Here is a 19,624-nt window from a genome sequence, read left to right as displayed (position 1 = left end):
ATTATCGTCTGGCTCAATGAATGCGGACGCTACGTGAGGGTTGGCGAGGAGTCAGGCACCTGGAAGACGTTCGGCGATGCTCGGCGGTGCGGTATTGAGTTGGCAGCTAGATTACTTGGCCGTGGAAACTGACAAGTGCTTGGGAGTGGCTCATGTGGTGTTTGAACTGCTCGGAAGAGGCGCGATGTATTGAATCCGCAATGGATGGCGTTGAACTGATTTGTCCTGAGTGCGGGCATTTCGGCGTATCCGGCATCGTAATTAGGGAGAGGAACGAGCGAAAATTTGATGTTGAGCAAACTAAGCTCTGGCTTCATCGCGAGCGCGAAATCAACCCTAACCGGTGTCCCGTTATCAATAGCTCAAACGTTATCTGGGCGTCAGAGCCCTAACCATCCCCCCACTTACTGAGGTGTTCTTCACTTCGATTCGGTGTCACTCGTCCGCAGCCAAGAGACTGAAATTAAACGGAAGCATTGCTGTTGTAGGGTGCAGGCGATGATTAATGAGGGCTACTGAAGTGAACCGATCAGCACGGAACCTGCGTAAAACACTGGACTATGCCGCAGCCAACAACGAGGCCGCTGCAGTTGATGTCATGCGGGCCATTGATCAGCTTGGCGACGAGCTGCTGCGCCAGCGGCTGCTTGGCGTCGTCCATCGCCTGAATCAGGATGCGAGTGAATTGCGGCAAGCCAGAGACGATGTCTCTGGAGCATTGATCAAGTTGGCCTGATGCCGTTGAGGTGTTGCCGCCTTCCGTGACCGGATGCGACAGTGTGTGGGGCAATATCCGCCCCACATGTTGCAGCAGCTCCAGCCTTGCAACAATCCATAGCCAGCTTTGGCAAAGGCAGCTGTGTCGCCGCCGTGGCGGATGTCATCGATCACCGCTTTGGGCAGGATTTGCTGGCCATTGAATTGGCCGTCTTTGCGCAACATCTCGCCAAACCGTGCCAGGTCGCACAGACCGGTGTTCAGACCGCCGCCAGCAAACGGCGTACCGAACGAGTCCACGGTGAAATACGCATCCTGTTCCGCACCCAGGCGATTCCAGATACGTTCCGAGAGGCAGGCGTCGGGCAGCTATCCATGGTCCCGGTGTGTGTTGAGCTGAACGGGCGCTTTTCTGGCGCAACGCCCCACAGTTTTTCACAAATGTAAGTTAACCTTTAATTACAAAGTATGACTAGAATACGCCCCAGTGGCCATGAGCTAGCTTTCTGCTCGGGCTCCCGTGCTTGACCGATTCACTTGATAGTTGGCTCTCGGACGCTGCGTTTAAATCAGCCTTGTGGCGCGCGGCATGTACTCTTCTGAACTGTGACGAATTCCCGTGAAACTCATCATTGTCTCCCTCTACGTTGTATCCATTGCGTATGTGCATCTGCGTGGTCGTATTCGACACAAACTGAGTCGCCAGTTGAGTGATCACTCGACCTTTCTGGCGCCAGTCAACTGCTTCCTGTACCTGTTTTCGAAAATCCCCAACAAGCCTTATCTGGATCCGGCCGACTTCCCGGACCTGAGCCCGTTGCAGGCCAATTGGCAGGAAATCCGCGCCGAGGGCCAAAATCTGCTCAGGGCAGGGGAGATCAAGCGCTCGGACCAATACGACGATGTGGGCTTCAACTCGTTCTTCAAAACCGGCTGGAAGCGCTTTTATCTGAAGTGGTACGGCGACAGCCATCCGTCGGCCACCAAGCTCTGCCCGCGTACCACGGAGCTGGTACAAAGCATCGGTTCGATCAAGGCGGCGATGTTCGCCGAATTGCCACCGGGCTCGAAACTGGTTCGTCACCGCGACCCGTATGCCGGTTCGTATCGTTACCATTTGGGCCTGGAAACGCCTAACGATGAGGGTTGCTACATCGAGGTCGACGGCGAGCGCTACCACTGGCGTGACGGCGAGGCGGTGATGTTCGACGAGACTTACATTCACTACGCCGAGAACACCACCCAGCAGAACCGCATCATCCTGTTCTGTGATATCGAGCGCCCGCTGAAGTACCGCTGGGCGACAGCGTTCAATCGCTGGTTCAGCCGCAACGTGATGTCCGCTGCTGGCGCGCCAAACGATGCAGGTGACAAAACGGGTGGATTGAACCGGTTTTTCGGCAAAATCTACAAAGTCCGTCTGCGCGGTAAAGAACTGAAAAAGCGCAACCGGGCGCGCTACTACCTGGAAAAGTGGGCGATTTTCGGTGGTTTGCTGGCCATTATTATTTTGATCTGAGCACGATCAACGCGTCAGCAGCCTTTGCTGGCGCCGTACTGAGATTTCCGGCCAGTCTGCGGTGGGTCGATCGGTGTGACCTCTACGTTGTAGTATTTTCTTCACAGGGGCGAACCCTGCGCGTAGCGTGTTAGCGAAGACCCTATCTGCATGTATTGGAGGAACTCCACCATGAACCGGTTTGTGCTCGGTACCACCGCGCTGGCGTTGAGTGGCTTGCTTGGCACTCTGACCCAGGCCGGCGCAGACATTGGCATGCTGGCGGAGACGGTGGAGCATCCGATACTGATTGCCCAGAATCTCCCTGACAACCCCGATAACCCCTACAACAGCCCGATTCGCCGGACCAACCCCAACAGTATGCAGGGCACCCAGCCCAGCGTACCGGTCATTCGCGGTCCGAACACTGCGCCGGTTCCCCGTCCCCCGACCCTCGAAAACGGCGGGATCGGCAATGGCTATCCGCGTAGCGGCACTGCGCCGGGTACGGTCAAACCGTACATCGCGCCCAAACCACCGTCCCGAGATCCAGACACCAGCAGTTATTGAGCGGTGCGCATGCCGACAACATCCTTAAGCTGAACGACGTGCTTTCCTTCATCGGGTCGATGAGCGGTTTTCGAAGACTATCGCACTCGACAGAAAATGGGTCATTGACTTGCGATTCGCGCGCGGCTAATTTCGAGCCATGACTTCCACCGTATCGCGCCGCCAGCCAAGCATTATTACCGCCATTCCTTATTTGGCGGGCTAGCTGACGACTGCACCCAACCCGCCCTAGAGGCGGGTTTTCATTTTCTGTCTCCAGGGCTCTGAACAAAGCCAGGAGACGTTGATGGACACCAGCACCGCCCAGCAGGCTCTGCTTGAGCACTATGTGAAAAAAATTCTCGCTGCACCGGTTTATGAACTGGCGGTGCGCACACCGTTGCAAGTCGCACCGGCGCTGTCCGAGGCGTTGGGCAATCAGATTTTGCTCAAGCGCGAAGACCTGCAGCCGACCTTTTCCTTCAAGATTCGCGGCGCCTACAACAAGCTGGCTCAGCTGAGCGATGCGCAAAAGGCTCGCGGCGTGATCACTGCTTCGGCCGGCAACCACGCTCAAGGCGTGGCACTGGCGGCACGGGAGTTGGGGATCGAGGCGAGTATCGTCATGCCCACATCAACGCCGGAGCTGAAGGTCATCGGTGTTCGTAGTCGTGGCGCGAATGCGCTGCTGCATGGCGAGAGCTTTCCGTTCGCGCTGGAGTACGCACTGAGCCTGGCCCGGCAAACCGGTCGTACTTTCGTTTCTCCGTTCGACGACCCGGACGTGATCGCCGGGCAGGGCACGGTGGCCATGGAAATCCTGCGTCAGCATCAAGGCTCATTGGACGCGATCTTCGTCCCGGTGGGCGGCGGAGGGTTGATCGCCGGCATCGCCGCGTACGTTAAATACTTGCGGCCGGATATCCGCATCGTCGGCGTCGAGTCGGAACATTCCGCGTGCCTGCAAGCGGCAATGCTGGCGGGAGAACGAGTGGTGCTGCCGAACGTGGGTACCTTCGCTGATGGCGTAGCGGTTGCGCAAATCGGCGCTTATGGCTTTGAGATCTGCCGCCATCACGTCGATGAAGTGCTGACCGTCAGCAACGACGAGCTCTGCGCGGCGATCAAGAACATCTACGACGACACCCGCTCGATCACCGAGCCATCCGGCGCGCTGGCTGTGGCCGGGATCAAGAAGTACGTGGCGCAAACCAGTGTTCGGGGGCAGACCCTGGTGGCGATCGACTCGGGGGCCAATATCAATTTTGATAGCTTGCGACATGTGGCCGAGCGCGCCGCATTGAGCGGCGCCCTGGTGTAAGTCGCTGAAAGGGATTCAGGCGAGCAGCGGACGCAGAAACGTCCGCTCGTAGCTGAGGGGTGAACACTTGCCCTGCTTATTCTTGAAGGGCTTTCTCGACCTTGTCCGACGCCGACCAGATCCGGTAGCGCACTTCGACGTCCTTTGGCACGTAAACCACAATCGGCAGCTTGCTGTTGTAGCGCAGCCGGAAACCATCGCCGACGACCGGCACGACGTCTTGCTTGCTCTTGCCATCCGGGCACGCCATCAAGGTGCTCATCGGGCCGATGACTTTCTCCAGCCGATAGAACGGATAACCCCAGCCTTCAAGGCTTTTCTCTTCCAGCGTTCCACCCAGACGCTGGTGATTGCAGTCTACGGCCAGGGTTTTGCCGGCGAGGATCTCGACCTGATAGTTGTCTTCCCGGGTTTGCGGCGCCAGGTGAATCACCTGGCGGGTAAAGCCGTTTTCAGCCTTGGGGTAGGGCGCAACGTCTTCGAGTTTCGCAGCACTGGCCAGGGTGGACAGGCCGGACAGCAGCACCGCCGCCGCGGTGAGGGTAGTTGAGCGCATGACGCCTCCTTGCTCTGGGTTAAATCAGTGAACGCGAGCATTCTTACTGCGCTGGCCGTTCAAAGCAAACCACGGCGACGAAGTAGGTAAATGACAGGATCCTTTGCGGCGATTATTGCGTATTGCAGGAGACCATTGGGCGGTTCATTGTGTAAATCGCTGATTTGCCGACGACCCGTCGTGCGAGTTCCCGGGCATGCTTTATGCTTTGTTCAGCTCAGGAAAAACCGCGAGATAAGGATTGGTACAACCGACTGCGGTAAACCCGATGAATGATCGGCGGTCTTATAAAAAGGGAGGGTTGTAATGTTTCTGTCTACCTTGGAACTTCGCAATATCATTGAACACAGCTTTTTGCCTAAACGTTGCCAATGCACCTTGTCACCGGACCTGTCGATGACGGTCAAGGTCTACGACGACCACCAGACGGACCAACTGGATCTGGTAGTGACCGGCATCGACGCGACCGCTCTTAACGGCTGCCGTGAAATCAGCGAACTGATCGCTGAGTTGCGCCACGACCTGGAGGATCACTCCCCCGGCAGCCATGTGCTCGCGTCAAAGGTCCGTGCGCATTAATCCACGGATTCTGCGAGTTCGACGCAGATACGCTGGGTCTGGAGAAATGCCAGGCCCAGCGCGATCTCCACCGCAACTGCCAGCAAGATGCCGGGGCCGGCATGGCCGTTGAGCCATTCGCCGACACCCAGCGCCGCCAGCCCGAATGCCCCCACCATCAAACCGCTGCTCAGCGCGCTCCGCGAAGCGGACGGCGCTGCGTTTCGCGCCAGGTAAAACATCACGCCCAGCGCCACAAACAACACCGCGCCGCGTCTGGCTACCAAACCTGTTGCGTCTGAGTACCCGACACTCCAGATCGACAGCATCACTTCGGGCATCAAGCCCCAGACCAGCGCCAGAACAAAACACAGGCCAGCGGTAAATGTAGACAGTGTGCGAAACGAAATCTGCATGGCGAATCCTTGCGGCAGCGAGAGCGAAGGCCAAAGCATAACCTTTGGCCTGGCTCCCGCCCATCGTCAATGACTGTTGCGCACAGCGATGACTCAGTTCTGATAGTGACAGGCATCCGACAGCTTGAGGTAGCTGATGTCCTCTTGCTTGCCTGTGTTGTCGATAAACTTCATCTCCGCTGTCACCACTTTGCAGTCCAGCGTCGTGGGTTCGGTCATCGAAATCACTTTCTTGACGTGCAGTGGCATTCCGTAGTGATACGGCACAGGCTGAGTCGGCGCCGTGTCGGCAAGCGCCAGCCCGGTAAACCCGGTGCAGGCGAGGGCAGTGGCCACCAGTAAAGTACGCATGTTCATGAGAAATCTCCGGTGCAGACTAAAAGTCAGCGCGACACCTGACGATGTCGGCCCTGCCGCGGAGGGCGTCAGAAGGTTCTGCGCGAACGCGGTCCAGTTACTTTTGGACCGCAGGATTAACCAAGGGTTAAGTTCGGTGGGTGTTCGGGGGCTTGAAATCCTGGACTCGATCGCCTGCTACGTAAGTCTTGGTGGCGTCCAGCGATTACTGGGCCAAACCTTTCTTGACGCTTTTGACGTAACACCCGCCATTCTCTTGCAGTGCCAGGCAGCCAGGACGAACAAGGAGTATCAGGCCATCGAACAACTGCCCGATATTGTCCATCGAAACGGTGCCCGCAGGGTCGCGATGCAGCGTCAGGTTCTGCCCCTCCAACGTCCAGTCACCCTTGGCATAACCTTCAGCACCGCCATACACCATATTGGATCTCCATTGTTTTTCAGTTACCAAGAGCCGTAAGGCACACCAAACTTCTCGACATAGGCTTTTGACTCGTCGGAGGGCGGGTCGTATTTTCCACCCGATTGCCCTTCATACGGCCCACGTGGATCAACCTCGGCTTGTACCCGTGTGACTTCAATAGGTGTCAGGCAGGGACCGACTACCCAGATTTTGGCAATGCCGCCGGGAGCCAGCCCTACAACAATTGCCTTGCGAGCCTGCTCGCGATGAGGCCCTCACATTCAGCGCATTTCCAACTGATGCCGATACGGCAAATCCGGACCGTTCTTGCTGCAGGTCAGGGCCGCAGCGCTGATGGCGAATCTGAGCATCGCGTCGATCTGTTCGCGGCTCAAGCGCTGCAAACCGTCGACCGAATCGAGCTGTCGCTCGGTCAGCCAGGTAATCAACGCGGCCTGGAAGGTATCGCCGGCACCGACGGTGTCGGCGATAACCACCGGGCTCGCCGGTGCGGACCAACTGCCATGGCGACGGCTGAACACCGTCGCGCCCTGGCCGCCACGGGTCAGGAATACCAGTTGGCAACGATGCTCCAGCCAGCCGTCGATCACGCTCTGCGGGTCGCGGTCCGGATACAGCAGGTTCAAGTCTTCGTCGCTGACCTTGATCAGATCGGCATGTTGGACCAGCTCCGCGATACGTGAACGCCACAACTCGATGTTCGGCTCGGGATTGAGCCGTACGTTCGGGTCGAGACTGATCAGGCGTTTGCCGCTTTCCCGGCGCACCAGTGCCAGCAGCGTGTCGGCAATCGGTTGCACCACCAGCGAGAATGAGCCGATGTGCAGACCGCGTACTTGCTCGCTCAACGTCGGCAGATGGGCAAGCGTGAGTTGACGATCAGCGCAGCCTTCACCGCGAAAGCTGTAATGCGGCGAGCCGTTGGCGCCGACCGCGACCATTGCCAGAGTGGTGGGCGCGTCGACGTCCAGCAGGTAATCCGGGCGTACCCCTTCGTCCGCCAGCACTTGTTGCAAGCGGCGGCCGAGGTAGTCGGTGGACAGTCCGGCGAACAGCGCCGCATCGACGCCCAAACGGCGGAGGCCGACGGCGACGTTGAACGGTGATCCGCCGGCAATCGCCTTGTAATTCACTTTTGAAGCCTGACCGCTGGCCTCGTTTTCGCTGAAGAAATCGAACAGCGCTTCGCCACACACCAGATACATAGTTGTTCGCTCTTTAAAGGGTTGCGACCTGTTGTCGATAGCGCTCATAGGCCTGTTGGTAGGCCGCTACATTCGCCGCGATGGGTTGGGTTTCGCTGTTGGCGTCGAGGCTGACACAGCGCTCGCACAACGCCAACAGACTTTGCTGCGTGCCGATCGCCGATTCGCACCACGCCGCCTGAATCGCCGCGCCGAGTGCCGCGGCTTCGCTGTGTTCGGTGCAGACGACCTCGGTGTTCATGATGTCCGCGACCATCTGCCGCCATACCGGGCTTTTTGAGCCGCCACCGGTGAGACGAATACTGCGGCTCTGCAATCCGTTGTAGCGCAGCAGGTCAAGACCATAACGCAAACCGAAGGTGGTGCCTTCGACCACTGCACGACAGAGATTGGCCTGGGTCAGGTTGCTCATGTTCAGCCCCAGCAGGCTGCCGGTGGCATGGGGCAGGGCGGGAACGCGCTCGCCGTTGAGGAACGGCAGCATGCTTACGCCTTCGGCACCAATCGGCGACTGCTCGACCCGCGCATTGAACTGCGAGAGGTCCAGATCGAACAGCTCACGAACCGCACGGGTGGCGTTGGTCAGGTTCATCGTGCAAATCAACGGTAACCAGCCACCGCTGGAGGAGCAAAACGTCGCGACCGACGCATCCGGGCTGACCTTGGGTTGCTCCGCGTAGGCATAAACGGTGCCCGAAGAACCCAGGCTCATGGTGATTGCGCCAGGCTGGATATTACCGGTGCCGAGGGCGCCCATCATGTTGTCGCCGCCGCCACTGGCGACCAGCGCCCCAGGGTTGATGCCCAACCGTTCGGCGATGTTCGGCAAAATCGTGCCGACCGCTTGATGCGCCTCCAGCAATTCGGGCAGTGCCGCTTGCAAGCGTCCGCTGGGGTCGATATCGCCCAGTAGCTCTTCGTCCCACTGGCGGGTGCGCACATTGAAGTAACCGGTGCCCGATGCGTCGCCGAACTCGCTGCAGCAGCGCCCGGTCAGCCAATAGTTGAGGTAGTCGTGGGGCAACAGAATGTGAGCGATGCGGGCGAAAATCTGCGGATGTTGCTCTTGGGTCCAGAGCAGTTTGGACACGGTATAGCCCGGCGCAATGACCACGCCGAGCCGTTCCAGCGAACCGCTTTCGCCGCCCAGATGGGCCAGTAACCGGTGGTTTTCCGCGGTGGTTTCGGTGTCGCACCAGAGCTTGGCCGGGCGCAGGACCTGGCCTTGTTCATCGAGCAGGACCAACCCGTGTTGCTGGCCTGAGACGCCGATGCCGAGAATCTCCTGGCCGCTGATGTTGGCGGCCAGCAAAGCCTGGCGAGTGGCGAGGGTCAACGCCTCGAGCCATTGGGCCGGGTCTTGTTCACGACGGCCATTGGCGCCGCTGATCAGGCTGTGGGCGGCAGCGCCCTGACCGAGGACTTTACCGCTGCGCGAATCGAGGATCAGCGCTTTGGTTCCTTGGGTGCCGCAGTCGATGCCAAGGAATAATTGTTGGTTTGCCATGGAGGATCCTTCGATCAGTCGGCCAACATCCGTTCCAGCGTTCGCGTCACTCCAACCTCACGCAAGCTGTTGCAGCACCACTCGAACGCTGCAACAAATTCCGGGGAATGGGGTATCGCCGTACCAAAGATCTCCTCAACTTCCAGCAACCGCTGAGTGATCAACGGATCATCGGCCACCAGCGCCTGACAGAATTCCGCTCGTGGATCGGGAATCAAGTAGGTATCGCCGTTCTCATCGACACCCTTTAGATACAAGGCCCAGGCGGCCACCACCAACGCCGCACGCCTGGTCTCTCGTCCATCGGCAATCAAGCGGTTGATGGTCGGTACAGTGAACTTGGGAAACTTCGACGAGCCGTCGGAGCACACCCGCTCCAGTTGATCGGCAATCGCCTGATTCGAGAAACGCTTGACCAGGGTGTTTTTGTACTGCGTCAGGTCAATGCCCGGCACTGGCGCCAATTGCGGCGTTACGTCCAGGTCCATGTAGGCGCGCATGTAACGCACGAACAGCGGATCGTTCATGGTTTCGTGGACGAAGCGATAGCCCTTGAGAAAGCCCAGATAGGTCAGGGCCAGGTGGCTGCCGTTGAGCAGTTTGATTTTCATCTCTTCATAGGGCGTCACGTCGTCGGTGAACTGCACGCCGACCTTTTCCCAGGCCGGACGACCGTTGACGAACTTGTCCTCAAGCACCCATTGCACAAAGGGTTCACAGACCACCGGCCAGGCATCGTCAATGCCGTGCTCATCGTGCAGTTGCAAGCGGTGAGCCGAGCTGGTCATCGGGGTAATGCGGTCGACCATGGCGTTGGGGAAACTGACGTTCGCGGCGATCCAGTCTCGTAGGTCGGCATCGCGCAGTGCGGCGAAGGCCAACAGCGCCTTGCGGGTGACCGCGCCGTTGTGCGGCAGGTTATCGCAGGACATCAAGGTAAACGCTGGAGTGCCAGCGGCGCGGCGTTTGGCCAGGGCTGCGCAGAGGAAGCCGAACACGGTTTTCGGACTGTTTGGGTGAGCCAGGTCATGCTGGATCTGTGGTAGCTGGGCCATGAACTCGCCAGTGCTGTCGTCGATGCAATAGCCACCCTCGGTGATGGTCAGCGAGACGATGCGAATGTCCGGACTGGCGAGTTTGTCGATCAGCGCCTGAGTACCGTCTTCGGCCAGCAGCATGTCGCTGATGGCGCCGATGACCCGTACTTCGGTGTCGTCGGTATCACCCAGCTCAAATAGAGTGAACAGGTAGTCCTGGCTGGCCAGGTCGTCCCGGGCGCGACGGTCTTCGGCGCGCAGGCCGACGCCGCAGATGCTCCAGTCCAGACCTTCTCCCGTGTTCATCAAGGCATCGGTGTAATAGGCCTGATGGGCGCGATGGAAACCGCCGACGCCAATGTGGGCGATGCCTTGGCGAGTAGCGCTCAAGGCGTAGGCGGGTAGCGCCACTTCAGGTGCCAGACGGGTGAGGTTGGGTTTATTCAAATTCATGTCGGATCTCGGCAATCAGGCAGCGGCGCGCAGCGGTCTGGCCACGGCCACCCCATTGGCATCGAATAAGTGGCAGTGGTCGGCGTCCAGGTGCAGGCTCAATTGTTCGCCATAACGACTCGCCAGATCACCGCGAATACGCATGGTCAGGGCTTCGCCGGAGGCGGTCATAACGTGGCAGAACGTGTCGCTGCCCAAGCGTTCGCTGACGTCGGCGGTGACCTGCAAGGTGCAGTCGCCGGGTTGCGCCAGGTTCAGGTGTTCCGGGCGAATACCCAGTGTCACCGCGCCGCCAATGCTCAGGTTGGCACCGCTCAGGGGCAGCGTGATGCGAGTGCCGGCGTCCAGTAGCACTTCGCAGTTCTGGCGTTCGAGACGGGTGACCTTGCCCTTGAGAAAGCCCATTTTCGGCGTGCCGAGAAAACCTGCGACAAACAGGTTGGCTGGCTGATGATAGAGCTCCAACGGTGAGCCGACCTGTTCGATCCGACCACCGTTGAGCACCACGACTTTGTCGGCCAGGGTCATGGCTTCAACCTGGTCGTGGGTCACGTAAATCATCGTCGCCTGCAGTTCTTTATGCAGCCGCGCCAGCTCCAGACGCATCTGCACCCGCAGGGCGGCGTCGAGGTTGGAGAGTGGCTCGTCGAACAGGAAGATTTTCGGGTTGCGCACGATTGCCCGGCCGATCGCCACGCGCTGGCGCTGGCCACCGGAGAGCTGTTTCGGTTTGCGTTCGAGCATCGGCCCGAGTTCGAGAATCCGTGCCGCTTCGCTGACCTTCTTCTCCACCTCAGCCTTGTTCACACCGGCCAGGTCGAGGGCGAAGGACATGTTTTTGCGCACGCTCATGTGCGGATACAGGGCGTAGGTCTGGAACACCATCGCCAGGTCGCGCTTGGCCGGGCTGACTTCGGTGATGTCGCGCCCGTCCAGCTCGATGGTGCCAGCGGTGACTTCTTCAAGCCCGGCGATCAACCGCAGCAAGGTCGATTTACCACAGCCGGACGGGCCGACGAAGACCACGAACTCGCGGTCGTTCACTTCAAGGTCGATGCCTTTGATGATGGAAAAGCCTTCGAAACCTTTTTGCAGATTCTTTATTTTCAGGTGGGCCATGATGGGCCTCCGCTTTTAATGATTCGAAAGGGGCGTTATTTCACGGCGCCGAAGGACAGACCGCGGACCAGTTGTTTCTGGCTGATCCAGCCGAAGATCAGAATCGGTGCGCAGGCGAGTGTCGATACCGCCGAGAGCTTGGCCCAGAACAACCCTTCGGGGCTTGAGTAAGAGGCGATCAGTGCGGTCAGTGGCGCGGCTTTGGATGAGGTCAGGTTCAGTGACCAGAAGGCCTCGTTCCAGCACAGGATCAGTGACAGCAACACGGTCGACGCCAGACCGCCCTTGGCGATCGGCAGCAGCACCCGGACCATTTCCTGCCACAGGGTGGCGCCATCCAGGCGGGCGGCTTCGAGGATGTCCTTGGGGATGTCCTTGAAGTAGGTGTAAATCATCCAGACCACAATCGGCAGGTTGATCAGCGTGTAGATGATGATCAGCGCGATCCGTGTATCGAGCAGGCCGAAACTCTTGGCCAGCAGGTAGATCGGCATCAGCACGCCCACAGGTGGCAGCATCTTGGTCGAGAGCATCCACAGCAGCGTGCCTTTGGTGCGCTGGGTTTCGTAGAACGCCATGGAGTACGCCGCCGGCACCGCGATCAACAGGCACAGGGCCGTGGCGCTGAACGAAATCACCACCGAGTTCCAGGCGAAGCTGAAGTAGCCGCTGCGCTCCTCGATGTGCAGGTAGTTCTCCAAAGTGGGCGTGAAGATGAACTGCGGCGGTGTGGCGAACGCATCGATTTCGGTTTTGAAACTGGTTAGCACCATCCAGAAGATCGGGAAGAAAATCAGGATGGCGATGGCCCAGGCCAGGGTGCCGAGCAACAGGCTGTGCGAACGACGGGATTGTTGAAGGGTCATGGCAGGCCTCAGGCTTTGTCAGTCAGGTTTTTGCCGAGCATCCGCACCAGGATGATCGCCGCGATGTTGGCAATCACCACCGCGATCAACCCACCGGCTGAAGCCATGCCGACGTCGAACTGCACCAGCGCCTGGTTGTAGATCAGGTAGGCGAGGTTGGTCGAGGCGTAGCCAGGGCCGCCGTTGGTGGTGGTGAAGATTTCGGCGAACACCGAGAGCAGGAAGATGGTTTCGATCATCACCACCACGGCAATCGGCCGTGCCAGGTGCGGCAAGGTCAGGTGCCAGAAAATTGCAATCGGCCCGGCGCCATCCAGGCGTGCCGCCTCTTTCTGTTCCTGGTCGAGCGACTGCATGGCGGTCATCAGGATCAGGATCGCGAAGGGCAGCCATTGCCAGGAGACAATGATGATAATCGACAGCAGCGGGTAGTGCGCGAGCCAGTCCACGGGTTGCGCGCCGAAGAGCTTCCACACGGCAGCGAGAATCCCCGAGACCGGATGGAAAATCAGGTTCTTCCAGATCAGCGCACCGACGGTGGGCATGATGAAGAACGGCGAGATCAACATCACCCGCACGATGCCGCGCCCCAGGAACTCACTGGCTTCCAGCAAGGCACTGATCAACACGCCGAACACCACGCTGATCAGCAGCACGCTGCCGACCAGCAACAAGGTGTTGGTGGCGCCGGGCAGGAAGCCCGAGTCGGTCAGGAAGTAGCTGAAGTTCTCCAGCCCCACGAACGCGTTGTCGCCGGGGTAGAGCAGGTTGTAGCGGATCAGCGAAAAATACAGGGTCATGCCTAGCGGCACGATCATCCATAACAGCAACAAGGCCACCGAAGGGCTGACCAGAAACCAGCCAGGGTTGGCCAGCCGGCTTTTACGCAGCGGCGCCGGGATATCCATATGGGCTTTGAGAGTCGAGGTATTCATGGCGATCACAACCGATTGGTGACAGGCAGATGAAGATCTAATGTGGGAGCGACGGTGCGGCGATCCGACTTGCTCGCGATGGCGATGTATCAGTCACCCACAATGTTGAATGGGAGTCCGTCATCGCGAGCAAGCTCGCTCCCACAGAAGGCAGGAGCGGGGTTCCGGGTTATTTGGGATAACCCGCGCGCTTCATTTCACGTTCGGTGGTTTGCTGGGCGGCCGCCAGCGCCTGGTCGACCGTGGTCTGGCCGATCAGCGCAGCAGAGAACAGCTTGCCGACCTGGGTGCCAACCGCCTGGAACTCAGGAATGGTCACCAATTGGATGCCGATGTAGGGCACCGGTTTGAAGGTTGGCTTGCTCGGGTCGGCAACTTTCAGTGACTCCAGCGTGACCTTGGCGAACGGCGCGGCGCTCATGTAAGCGTCGCTGTAGGTCGAGGCGCGGGTGCCAGGCGGTACGTTGGCGATGCCGTCCTTCTCGGCCACCAGTGCGCCGTACTCTTTGGAGGTGGCCCAGGCGCTGAAGGTTTTCGCCGCGTCCTTGGCCTTGGAGCTGGCGGGGATCGCCAGCGCCCAGGAGTACAACCAGGCCGAGCCTTTGTCGGTCACTTGATGAGGGGCGTAGGTGAAGCCGACATGGTCGCTGACTTTGCTTTGGGTTTTGTCGGTGACGAACGAGCCGGCGACGCTGGCGTCGACCCAGATCGCGCACTTGCCGCTGTTGAACAGTGCAAGGTTCTCGTTGAAGCCGTTGCTGGAAGCACCCGGCGGGCCGGATTTTTTCATGGTGTCGGCGTAGAAATTCAGCGCATTCTTCCACTCCGGACCGCTGAATTCCGGCTGCCACTTCTCATCGAACCAGCGTGCGCCGTAGGCATTGGCGATGGTGGTGATCAATGCCATGTTCTCGCCCCAACCGGCCTTGCCGCGCAGGCAGATACCGTACTGTTCCTGATCGGGTTTGTTGAGTTTGCCGGCGAATTCGCCGATCTGCTCCCAGGTCGGATGCTCGGGCATGGCAAGGCCTGCGTCCTTGAACAGGTCGGTGCGGTAATAGGTCATGGAGCTTTCGGCGTAGAACGGCAGGGCGTAGAGCGTGCCCTTGACCGACAGGCCTTCACGCACCGAGGGGAACACGTCGTCGAGGGCGTAACTGGCGGGTAGATCCTTCATCGGTTCCAGCCAACCTTTGGCGCCCCAGAGTGCAGCTTCGTACATCCCGATAGTCAGCACATCGAACTGGCCGCCCTGGGTGGCGATGTCGGTGGTCAGGCGTTGACGCAGGACGTTTTCTTCCAGTACCACCCAATTGAGCTTGATCTCCGGGTGCTCGGCCTCGAAGGTTTTCGAGAGCTTTTGCATGCGGATCATGTCGCTGTTGTTGACGGTGGCAATGGTCAGGGTTTGTGCGCCAAGGCTGACGCCGCTGAGGGTCATGCAGGTGCAGGCAAGCAGAGCTTTTACAGAGGGTTTCATCGCGTACTCCTCTTCTGCACCCCGGGGGCAGCAGAAGGACAGTTATTGTTTTTGTGTCTTCCGGAGGCAGGAAGAATCTGAGGCTAATTACAGCCCTCAACACACACGATGACAAATCGTTGGTAGCACTTGCACTGATACTATTTTGCACTCGGTGGCGGGGGATCAGCTTTTACCGAGATTTTGCTCGGTCAAACGCTGCACCGCCAGCTGACGGTAATGGGAAGGGGTCATGCCTTTGAGTTGCTGAAAGCGCCGATTGAAGTTGGAAATATTGTTGAAGCCCGACTCGAAACACACATCGGTCACCGGTTTGTCGCCATCGGCCAGCAACTCGCAGGATTTGCTGATGCGCAAGCGATTGACGAATTCGATGAAACAGCGCCCGGTGGCCTGTTTGAAGACCCGCGAGAAGTAGGTCGGCTTCATGCCCAGATGCTCGGCGACTTCTTCCAGCGGCAGTTCGCGAGCGTAGTGGGCAAAGATGTAGTCCACCGCCCGGTTGGTGCGGTCGATGTTATGTTCATCGGCGAGCTGTGGCGTGGTTGCCCCGGACAGCAACTGGTAGTCGTCGCAGGCAACCAACAGCTCCAGCAGGATGAAAAAGTACCCGAGGCGGGTAACGCCTTTGGCGTCGGCAATCCGCTGCATCAGGTCCATAGCCTGGCGGATCGTGTGTTTACAACGAAACTCGATGCCGTACTGCGCACGCTCCAGCAAGGGCGCCAGGCTCTTGAGCTCAGCGAACACCTGATGGCCGCTGTCGAACAGTTCATCGGTGAAGTTCACCAGCATGTCGCGCTTGGGCACCACTTCGTCTTCGGCCACCTGGCTGATCCAGTTGTGGGGCAGGTTGGGACCGGTGAGAAACAGCGTTTCGGGATAGAAGTTGCCAATGTAGTCGCCGATGAACACCTTGCCCGAGCTGGCGACAATCAGGTGCAGTTCGTATTCCTTGTGGAAATGCCAACGCACCAGCGGGCAGGGGAAACCGTGCTGGCGATAGATGATGGACAACCCGTTATGGTCATCCATCAGCTCGTAAGACGGGTCGGTCACTCGGGCGGCTCGGGTCATGGCAGGGCGCTTTTATGATGATTGCGACTTGATGATGCACTTTCAAGCAGACAGTTCCAACCTGTCGTACCGCGAGGCGAGGATATCCGATTTTTCAGGGTTAGCGCTTGGCTCGCCCCTTGATCATGTTCGACTCCCAGCAGTGGTCGATCAGCGAAGAGTCTCCAAAAAAATCGACATTGATAATGCTACATTTCGGTGCCCAGCCAGACGTTGGGCCGAACCACTCATTCAGTTCTGTGGTGATTCTTTTCACACCGGCAAGCTCCCCATAACTGGTTGCCGACAATGACCAAGGCATAGGACCCGATGGTGGGGATTGTAATGTACGTGCGATGTGCTGTTTCAGTTCATTGGGGGACGTAATGTTATTGCCGCTCCATTTGTGGCTGATGCCGTCCCAATACAGCGGGCTGTTAAAGTCAGGATGCCATTCAGCTGCCAGCACGATCCTTTGTGTGCTGCTGAGTTTTTTGAGTTCTCCAAGCGTAAGGTGCTTATTCTCCCTGGGGATGAGTCGCAACCCCAACTCATTCATGATGACCGTATTAAATGTCTTGTAGTCGAAGGCGCCGTCATTCAATGCCTTCAATTCGTGCATATCCAGAATAATGAATTCATCCGGATTTTCATTGAGAAAATAATTCAGGCTTTTAATCAGCTCGCTTAACGATCGACCTGTAGCAGGGCCGTGAAACGTATGGAATTTCTTGATGCCCAGCCAGTGCTCATCAGAGTGAAACCTCAGGTCGAGCGCTCGCACGCCTTCATTGAGCTGCTGGATGAATGGGCCATCCTGACACACAACCCAGTTGGAAATGGCGGCTATATGAGGCGGATAAGAAAAGTCAAAGTCTACACCCGCGTTGTGGGCGCCAGGCCACACTATTTCGCCGATGGAGAGGCGGTCAATGTAATATGTTTCGGACATCCATTTCTTATAGGGGTATGAATTCGCCATGATGCATTCCATTGCTTAATATTAAATAGATAACAAGTTGAATGACGTGTTGCGTGGGTTGCGCGTTCAGCAACACTCGTGAGTTATAGATAATCCAATGGAAGGTTTAATTGCAAGGCGATAAAGGTTTCCAGGTAATTAAATGTGCTGATGTTTCTTTTCGATCAAGCAGAGGAAGTGCTTGTTTGGCAGCAGAGGTAATACCTGTTGCTTGGGGTTATAGAGGTCATGTTTATGAGTCGGCTCGATTTTTAGCCTCGATCCATTGAGCCATATATTGAGTGCTTTTATGGTGGTGGTGTCGAAGCATGCTACCGGTGAAGTTGTCACGTCTTAGCTGCAGCAGGTTTTGACGGCAGTAGGCAATTTTATCGATGAGTGCAGGACCATGAACCTGTTGTTGGTAACGCGCTGCCAGCAGGTCAGCCCCTTGCGCCTGAGCCACTGACCATTGCTTTTTATCCTGATAAAGCCTCACAGCGGCGCTGGCCAATGCACTGGCAGACTCAGCCACTGCTCCAGGCCATGGCCATTGTCCGTGCATGGCTTCGGCGCCGATCGGCGTGGTGATATTCGGTGTACCACAGAGCATGGCGTCGACAATCTTGCCCTTGATGCCAGCGCCGAAACGCAGCGGTGCCAGGCAGATTCGTGCGGCGGACATGACCTGCAAGGCGTCTTCGGCCCAGTTCATCATGTGAAACCCTTGACTCGGGTTGTGCAGGGCGGTCGCCTTGGGCGGTGTGTAGGCGCCATAAATGTGCAGTTGAGCACCGGGCAGTTGTTGCCGGATCAGTGGCCAGAGCGTGGTTTTCATCCAGAGCACCGCATCCCAGTTCGGCGCGTGGCGGAAGTTGCCGATGCTGAGGAAGTGCGCGCGGTCTTCGAACGGTGTGAACGGCTGAGTGATCGGGTCGAGCATCAGCGGACACCAGTGCAGCAACTGGCGCGGCAGTTTGAACTGCTCGACCAGCAACTCGATTTCCACCTCCGAGATCATCAGGTTCAGGTCACAGCGGTACAACGCCGCGATTTCGCGCTTGGCCAGGTCGGTGTCGGCCATGAGTTCGAACTCTTCACGCAATGCCGGGGCAAACAACTCGCTGAAATCGTTGGCGTCGTCACTGGCCTTCAAGCGCTCCTTGAGTCGCTGGTGGCGGGCCTGTCGCAAGCTCTGCAGATCAGAGGTCTCAAGTACGCGCAACGCATCAGGGCAGTGTTTCTCGACCCGCCAGCCAAATTGCTCCTCCATCATGAACTGATCGAACAGCACGATATCCGGCGCCAATTCGCTAACGAAGGCATCGAAACTGCTGTTGTTCAGCTCAATGGAGACTTCACGGATACCCAGCCCAGCCAAGTCTGCCTTGTGTTCGCCGACACCGGCCGGGCTGCTGAACGTGATGTCCCAGCCTTGCTGTAAAAACGTTTCAAGGATTTGCATCACGTGTCCGCTGGCCGCAGACGAGCGTGGCTCGGGCCAGACGTAACCAATGATCAGGACTTTGGTTGCGCGGGGCTGACTCATGAACGGGATTTCCTTGATGCAGGCAGAAGGCTGGGGAGAAACGAGGGGCGCAATTAAACCACAGCCGGGGGTGTTGATTGTGCCCGGCAATCGCCCCACGGTACGTTATGCACTTGTATTGACTGGAAGTTTCTCGATTCATGAGTTAGCGTCTGGCAGCTGATCCATGGACGTTTTTCAATGACCCAACCCACCGCACTTCAGACTAAAGTCGCCTCGCAAATTCTCATGGCGATCCGGTCTGGCGAGTTAACACCCGGCAGTCACCTCAAAGAGGTCGAACTGGCCGAGCGCTTTGGCGTGTCTCGCTCGCCGATTCGGGGGGCGCTGATCTATCTGGCGCAAGAGCGTGTGATCGGACGGTTGCCCCACCAGGGTTACTGCGTACTGGACACGCCGCTCAGCGATGAGTTGGCCAAGGTCAGTCTGCCGGTCGGTGAGGATGAGGAACTGTATCAGCGGCTGATCGATGATCGCCTGGCGCAGGCGATACCCGATCAGGTGATGGAGAGTGATCTGTTGCGTCGTTACGGTGCAGGCAAAGCGGTATTGCGCCGCTGCTTGCTGCGTTTGTCCGACGAAGGTGTGATACAGCGCAAACACGGACACGGCTGGATGTTTTTACCCACCTTGAGCTCGGCCGAAAAGCGCTTCGAAAGTTATCGCTTTCGTATGCTCCTGGAGCCTGCGGGCTTGCTTGAACCGACCTTCGATCTTCCGCGCGAACGCCTGCAGCGGTGCCGTGAAAAGCAGCAGGCGCTGCTTGAAGGCACTCCCGACAGCCTGAGTTTTTTCGAAGCCAATGCCGAGTTCCACGAATTATTGGCTGCTGCGTCCGGCAACAGCTTCATTCTGCAAACCGTGCAGCAGCAAAACCGCCTGCGTCGGCTGACCGAGTTTCATACCGTGTCGAACCTGGAGCGGGTTCGTACCTCCTGCCGTGAACACCTGGAAATTATCGACGCGCTGGAGCAGGGCGATCGGGAATGGGCGTCGACCCTGCTGTACCGGCATCTGAAGGTGGCCAGTACGTTGAATGAAGTGCGCAAGAAAAGCTGAG

Annotated in this window: 19 protein-coding genes and 3 pseudogenes; 6 read left to right on the top strand and 16 right to left on the bottom strand. The window is 58.2% G+C overall.

Features of this window, described 5'->3' with window-relative positions; all coding sequences use genetic code 11:
• Positions 1-520: 520 nt before the first annotated feature.
• Positions 521-736, top strand: a complete 216-nt coding sequence (locus AC1RPZ_RS02595; RefSeq protein WP_493134807.1) for a hypothetical protein — start codon at positions 521-523, stop codon at positions 734-736.
• Between the two features lie 62 nt (positions 737-798).
• Here AC1RPZ_RS02595 and AC1RPZ_RS02590 read toward each other — a convergent pair.
• Positions 799-1,071, bottom strand: a pseudogene (locus tag AC1RPZ_RS02590) (6-aminohexanoate hydrolase); the annotation flags it as partial.
• Positions 1,072-1,336: 265 nt separating this feature from the next.
• Between AC1RPZ_RS02590 and lpxO the strand changes: the two are divergent.
• The 3 genes and pseudogenes from lpxO to ilvA form a co-directional block, all read left to right on the top strand.
• Complete coding sequence (gene lpxO / locus AC1RPZ_RS02585) at positions 1,337-2,236, top strand: lipid A hydroxylase LpxO (RefSeq protein WP_493134491.1); 900 nt, start codon at positions 1,337-1,339, stop codon at positions 2,234-2,236.
• Positions 2,237-2,407: 171 nt separating this feature from the next.
• Entirely contained in the window at positions 2,408-2,785 is a 378-nt protein-coding gene (locus AC1RPZ_RS02580; RefSeq protein ID WP_493134487.1) for a hypothetical protein, read from the top strand.
• Between the two features lie 286 nt (positions 2,786-3,071).
• Positions 3,072-4,067, top strand: a pseudogene (ilvA, locus tag AC1RPZ_RS02575) (threonine ammonia-lyase, biosynthetic); the annotation flags it as partial.
• Positions 4,068-4,161: 94 nt separating this feature from the next.
• On the opposite strand, the gene eco reads toward ilvA, so the two are convergent.
• Positions 4,162-4,641 (bottom strand): serine protease inhibitor ecotin, encoded by a 480-nt coding sequence (gene eco, locus AC1RPZ_RS02570; RefSeq protein ID WP_493134485.1) that lies wholly within the window; start codon positions 4,639-4,641, stop codon positions 4,162-4,164.
• Positions 4,642-4,947: 306 nt separating this feature from the next.
• Between eco and AC1RPZ_RS02565 the strand changes: the two genes are divergently transcribed.
• Complete coding sequence (locus tag AC1RPZ_RS02565) at positions 4,948-5,220, top strand: DUF1652 domain-containing protein (protein ID WP_493134483.1); 273 nt, start codon at positions 4,948-4,950, stop codon at positions 5,218-5,220.
• On the opposite strand, the gene AC1RPZ_RS02560 is transcribed toward AC1RPZ_RS02565, so the two are convergent.
• The 14 genes and pseudogenes from AC1RPZ_RS02560 to AC1RPZ_RS02495 all read right to left on the bottom strand — a co-directional run bounded on the left by AC1RPZ_RS02560 (position 5,217) and on the right by AC1RPZ_RS02495 (position 18,564).
• Positions 5,217-5,615, bottom strand: a complete 399-nt coding sequence (locus AC1RPZ_RS02560; protein WP_493134481.1) for a hypothetical protein — start codon at positions 5,613-5,615, stop codon at positions 5,217-5,219. The genes AC1RPZ_RS02565 and AC1RPZ_RS02560 overlap by 4 nt on opposite strands.
• A 93-nt stretch (positions 5,616-5,708) precedes the next feature.
• Positions 5,709-5,972, bottom strand: a complete 264-nt coding sequence (locus AC1RPZ_RS02555; protein WP_493134479.1) for a DUF2790 domain-containing protein — start codon at positions 5,970-5,972, stop codon at positions 5,709-5,711.
• 205 nt (positions 5,973-6,177) lie between these two features.
• Positions 6,178-6,393: a hypothetical protein gene (locus AC1RPZ_RS02550; protein ID WP_493134477.1), complete on the bottom strand. Its 216-nt coding sequence runs from the start codon at positions 6,391-6,393 to the stop codon at positions 6,178-6,180.
• A 23-nt stretch (positions 6,394-6,416) separates the two neighbouring features.
• Positions 6,417-6,629, bottom strand: a pseudogene (locus AC1RPZ_RS02545) (DUF2931 family protein); the annotation flags it as partial.
• A gap of 27 nt (positions 6,630-6,656) precedes the next feature.
• Complete coding sequence (locus AC1RPZ_RS02540) at positions 6,657-7,601, bottom strand: carbohydrate kinase family protein (RefSeq protein WP_493134475.1); 945 nt, start codon at positions 7,599-7,601, stop codon at positions 6,657-6,659.
• Between the two features lie 13 nt (positions 7,602-7,614).
• The gene (xylB, locus tag AC1RPZ_RS02535) at positions 7,615-9,108 is read right to left on the bottom strand and encodes a xylulokinase (protein WP_493134472.1); all 1,494 of its coding nucleotides are present in this window, start codon (positions 9,106-9,108) and stop codon (positions 7,615-7,617) included.
• Positions 9,109-9,122: 14 nt separating this feature from the next.
• Positions 9,123-10,598 carry a mannitol dehydrogenase family protein gene (locus tag AC1RPZ_RS02530; protein WP_493134467.1) on the bottom strand — a complete coding sequence of 492 codons (1,476 nt, stop codon included), beginning with the start codon at positions 10,596-10,598 and terminating at the stop codon, positions 9,123-9,125.
• A 15-nt stretch (positions 10,599-10,613) separates the two neighbouring features.
• The gene (locus AC1RPZ_RS02525) at positions 10,614-11,717 is read right to left on the bottom strand and encodes an ABC transporter ATP-binding protein (RefSeq protein WP_493134465.1); all 1,104 of its coding nucleotides are present in this window, start codon (positions 11,715-11,717) and stop codon (positions 10,614-10,616) included.
• 35 nt (positions 11,718-11,752) lie between these two features.
• The gene (locus tag AC1RPZ_RS02520) at positions 11,753-12,583 is read right to left on the bottom strand and encodes a carbohydrate ABC transporter permease (RefSeq protein ID WP_493134462.1); all 831 of its coding nucleotides are present in this window, start codon (positions 12,581-12,583) and stop codon (positions 11,753-11,755) included.
• A gap of 8 nt (positions 12,584-12,591) precedes the next feature.
• Complete coding sequence (locus tag AC1RPZ_RS02515; RefSeq protein WP_216744134.1) at positions 12,592-13,518, bottom strand: carbohydrate ABC transporter permease; 927 nt, start codon at positions 13,516-13,518, stop codon at positions 12,592-12,594.
• Between the two features lie 169 nt (positions 13,519-13,687).
• Positions 13,688-14,998 carry an ABC transporter substrate-binding protein gene (locus AC1RPZ_RS02510; RefSeq protein WP_493134458.1) on the bottom strand — a complete coding sequence of 437 codons (1,311 nt, stop codon included), beginning with the start codon at positions 14,996-14,998 and terminating at the stop codon, positions 13,688-13,690.
• Positions 14,999-15,163: 165 nt separating this feature from the next.
• Positions 15,164-16,075, bottom strand: coding sequence for a helix-turn-helix domain-containing protein (locus AC1RPZ_RS02505; protein ID WP_493134456.1), 912 nt, complete (start codon positions 16,073-16,075; stop codon positions 15,164-15,166).
• A gap of 100 nt (positions 16,076-16,175) precedes the next feature.
• Positions 16,176-17,036 carry a phosphatidylinositol-specific phospholipase C domain-containing protein gene (locus AC1RPZ_RS02500; RefSeq protein WP_493134454.1) on the bottom strand — a complete coding sequence of 287 codons (861 nt, stop codon included), beginning with the start codon at positions 17,034-17,036 and terminating at the stop codon, positions 16,176-16,178.
• Between the two features lie 232 nt (positions 17,037-17,268).
• Positions 17,269-18,564, bottom strand: coding sequence for a glycosyltransferase (locus AC1RPZ_RS02495; protein WP_493134452.1), 1,296 nt, complete (start codon positions 18,562-18,564; stop codon positions 17,269-17,271).
• Between the two features lie 180 nt (positions 18,565-18,744).
• Here AC1RPZ_RS02495 and AC1RPZ_RS02490 point away from each other — a divergent pair, with 180 nt between their 5' ends.
• Entirely contained in the window at positions 18,745-19,623 is an 879-nt protein-coding gene (locus AC1RPZ_RS02490; RefSeq protein ID WP_493134448.1) for a GntR family transcriptional regulator, read from the top strand.
• Position 19,624 lies beyond the last annotated feature (1 nt).

This window comes from Pseudomonas sp. GW822-FHT02D10 (assembly GCF_058802345.1).
The sequence above is the reverse complement of the archived record's forward strand: the minus strand, read 5'-3'. Positions and strand labels throughout refer to the sequence as shown.

Coding starts and splice junctions, on each gene's coding strand:
- AC1RPZ_RS02550 (WP_493134477.1), bottom strand. CDS start 6,393: ATGGTGTATGGCGGTGCTGAAGGTTATGCCAAGGGTGACTGGACGTTG.
- xylB (WP_493134472.1), bottom strand. CDS start 9,108: ATGGCAAACCAACAATTATTCCTTGGCATCGACTGCGGCACCCAAGGA.
- AC1RPZ_RS02490 (WP_493134448.1), top strand. CDS start 18,745: ATGACCCAACCCACCGCACTTCAGACTAAAGTCGCCTCGCAAATTCTC.
- AC1RPZ_RS02495 (WP_493134452.1), bottom strand. CDS start 18,564: ATGAGTCAGCCCCGCGCAACCAAAGTCCTGATCATTGGTTACGTCTGG.
- AC1RPZ_RS02505 (WP_493134456.1), bottom strand. CDS start 16,075: ATGACCCGAGCCGCCCGAGTGACCGACCCGTCTTACGAGCTGATGGAT.
- AC1RPZ_RS02580 (WP_493134487.1), top strand. CDS start 2,408: ATGAACCGGTTTGTGCTCGGTACCACCGCGCTGGCGTTGAGTGGCTTG.
- eco (WP_493134485.1), bottom strand. CDS start 4,641: ATGCGCTCAACTACCCTCACCGCGGCGGCGGTGCTGCTGTCCGGCCTG.
- AC1RPZ_RS02500 (WP_493134454.1), bottom strand. CDS start 17,036: ATGGCGAATTCATACCCCTATAAGAAATGGATGTCCGAAACATATTAC.
- AC1RPZ_RS02555 (WP_493134479.1), bottom strand. CDS start 5,972: ATGAACATGCGTACTTTACTGGTGGCCACTGCCCTCGCCTGCACCGGG.
- AC1RPZ_RS02520 (WP_493134462.1), bottom strand. CDS start 12,583: ATGACCCTTCAACAATCCCGTCGTTCGCACAGCCTGTTGCTCGGCACC.
- AC1RPZ_RS02540 (WP_493134475.1), bottom strand. CDS start 7,601: ATGTATCTGGTGTGTGGCGAAGCGCTGTTCGATTTCTTCAGCGAAAAC.
- AC1RPZ_RS02510 (WP_493134458.1), bottom strand. CDS start 14,998: ATGAAACCCTCTGTAAAAGCTCTGCTTGCCTGCACCTGCATGACCCTC.
- AC1RPZ_RS02560 (WP_493134481.1), bottom strand. CDS start 5,615: ATGCAGATTTCGTTTCGCACACTGTCTACATTTACCGCTGGCCTGTGT.
- AC1RPZ_RS02525 (WP_493134465.1), bottom strand. CDS start 11,717: ATGGCCCACCTGAAAATAAAGAATCTGCAAAAAGGTTTCGAAGGCTTT.
- AC1RPZ_RS02515 (WP_216744134.1), bottom strand. CDS start 13,518: ATGAATACCTCGACTCTCAAAGCCCATATGGATATCCCGGCGCCGCTG.
- AC1RPZ_RS02565 (WP_493134483.1), top strand. CDS start 4,948: ATGTTTCTGTCTACCTTGGAACTTCGCAATATCATTGAACACAGCTTT.
- AC1RPZ_RS02530 (WP_493134467.1), bottom strand. CDS start 10,598: ATGAATTTGAATAAACCCAACCTCACCCGTCTGGCACCTGAAGTGGCG.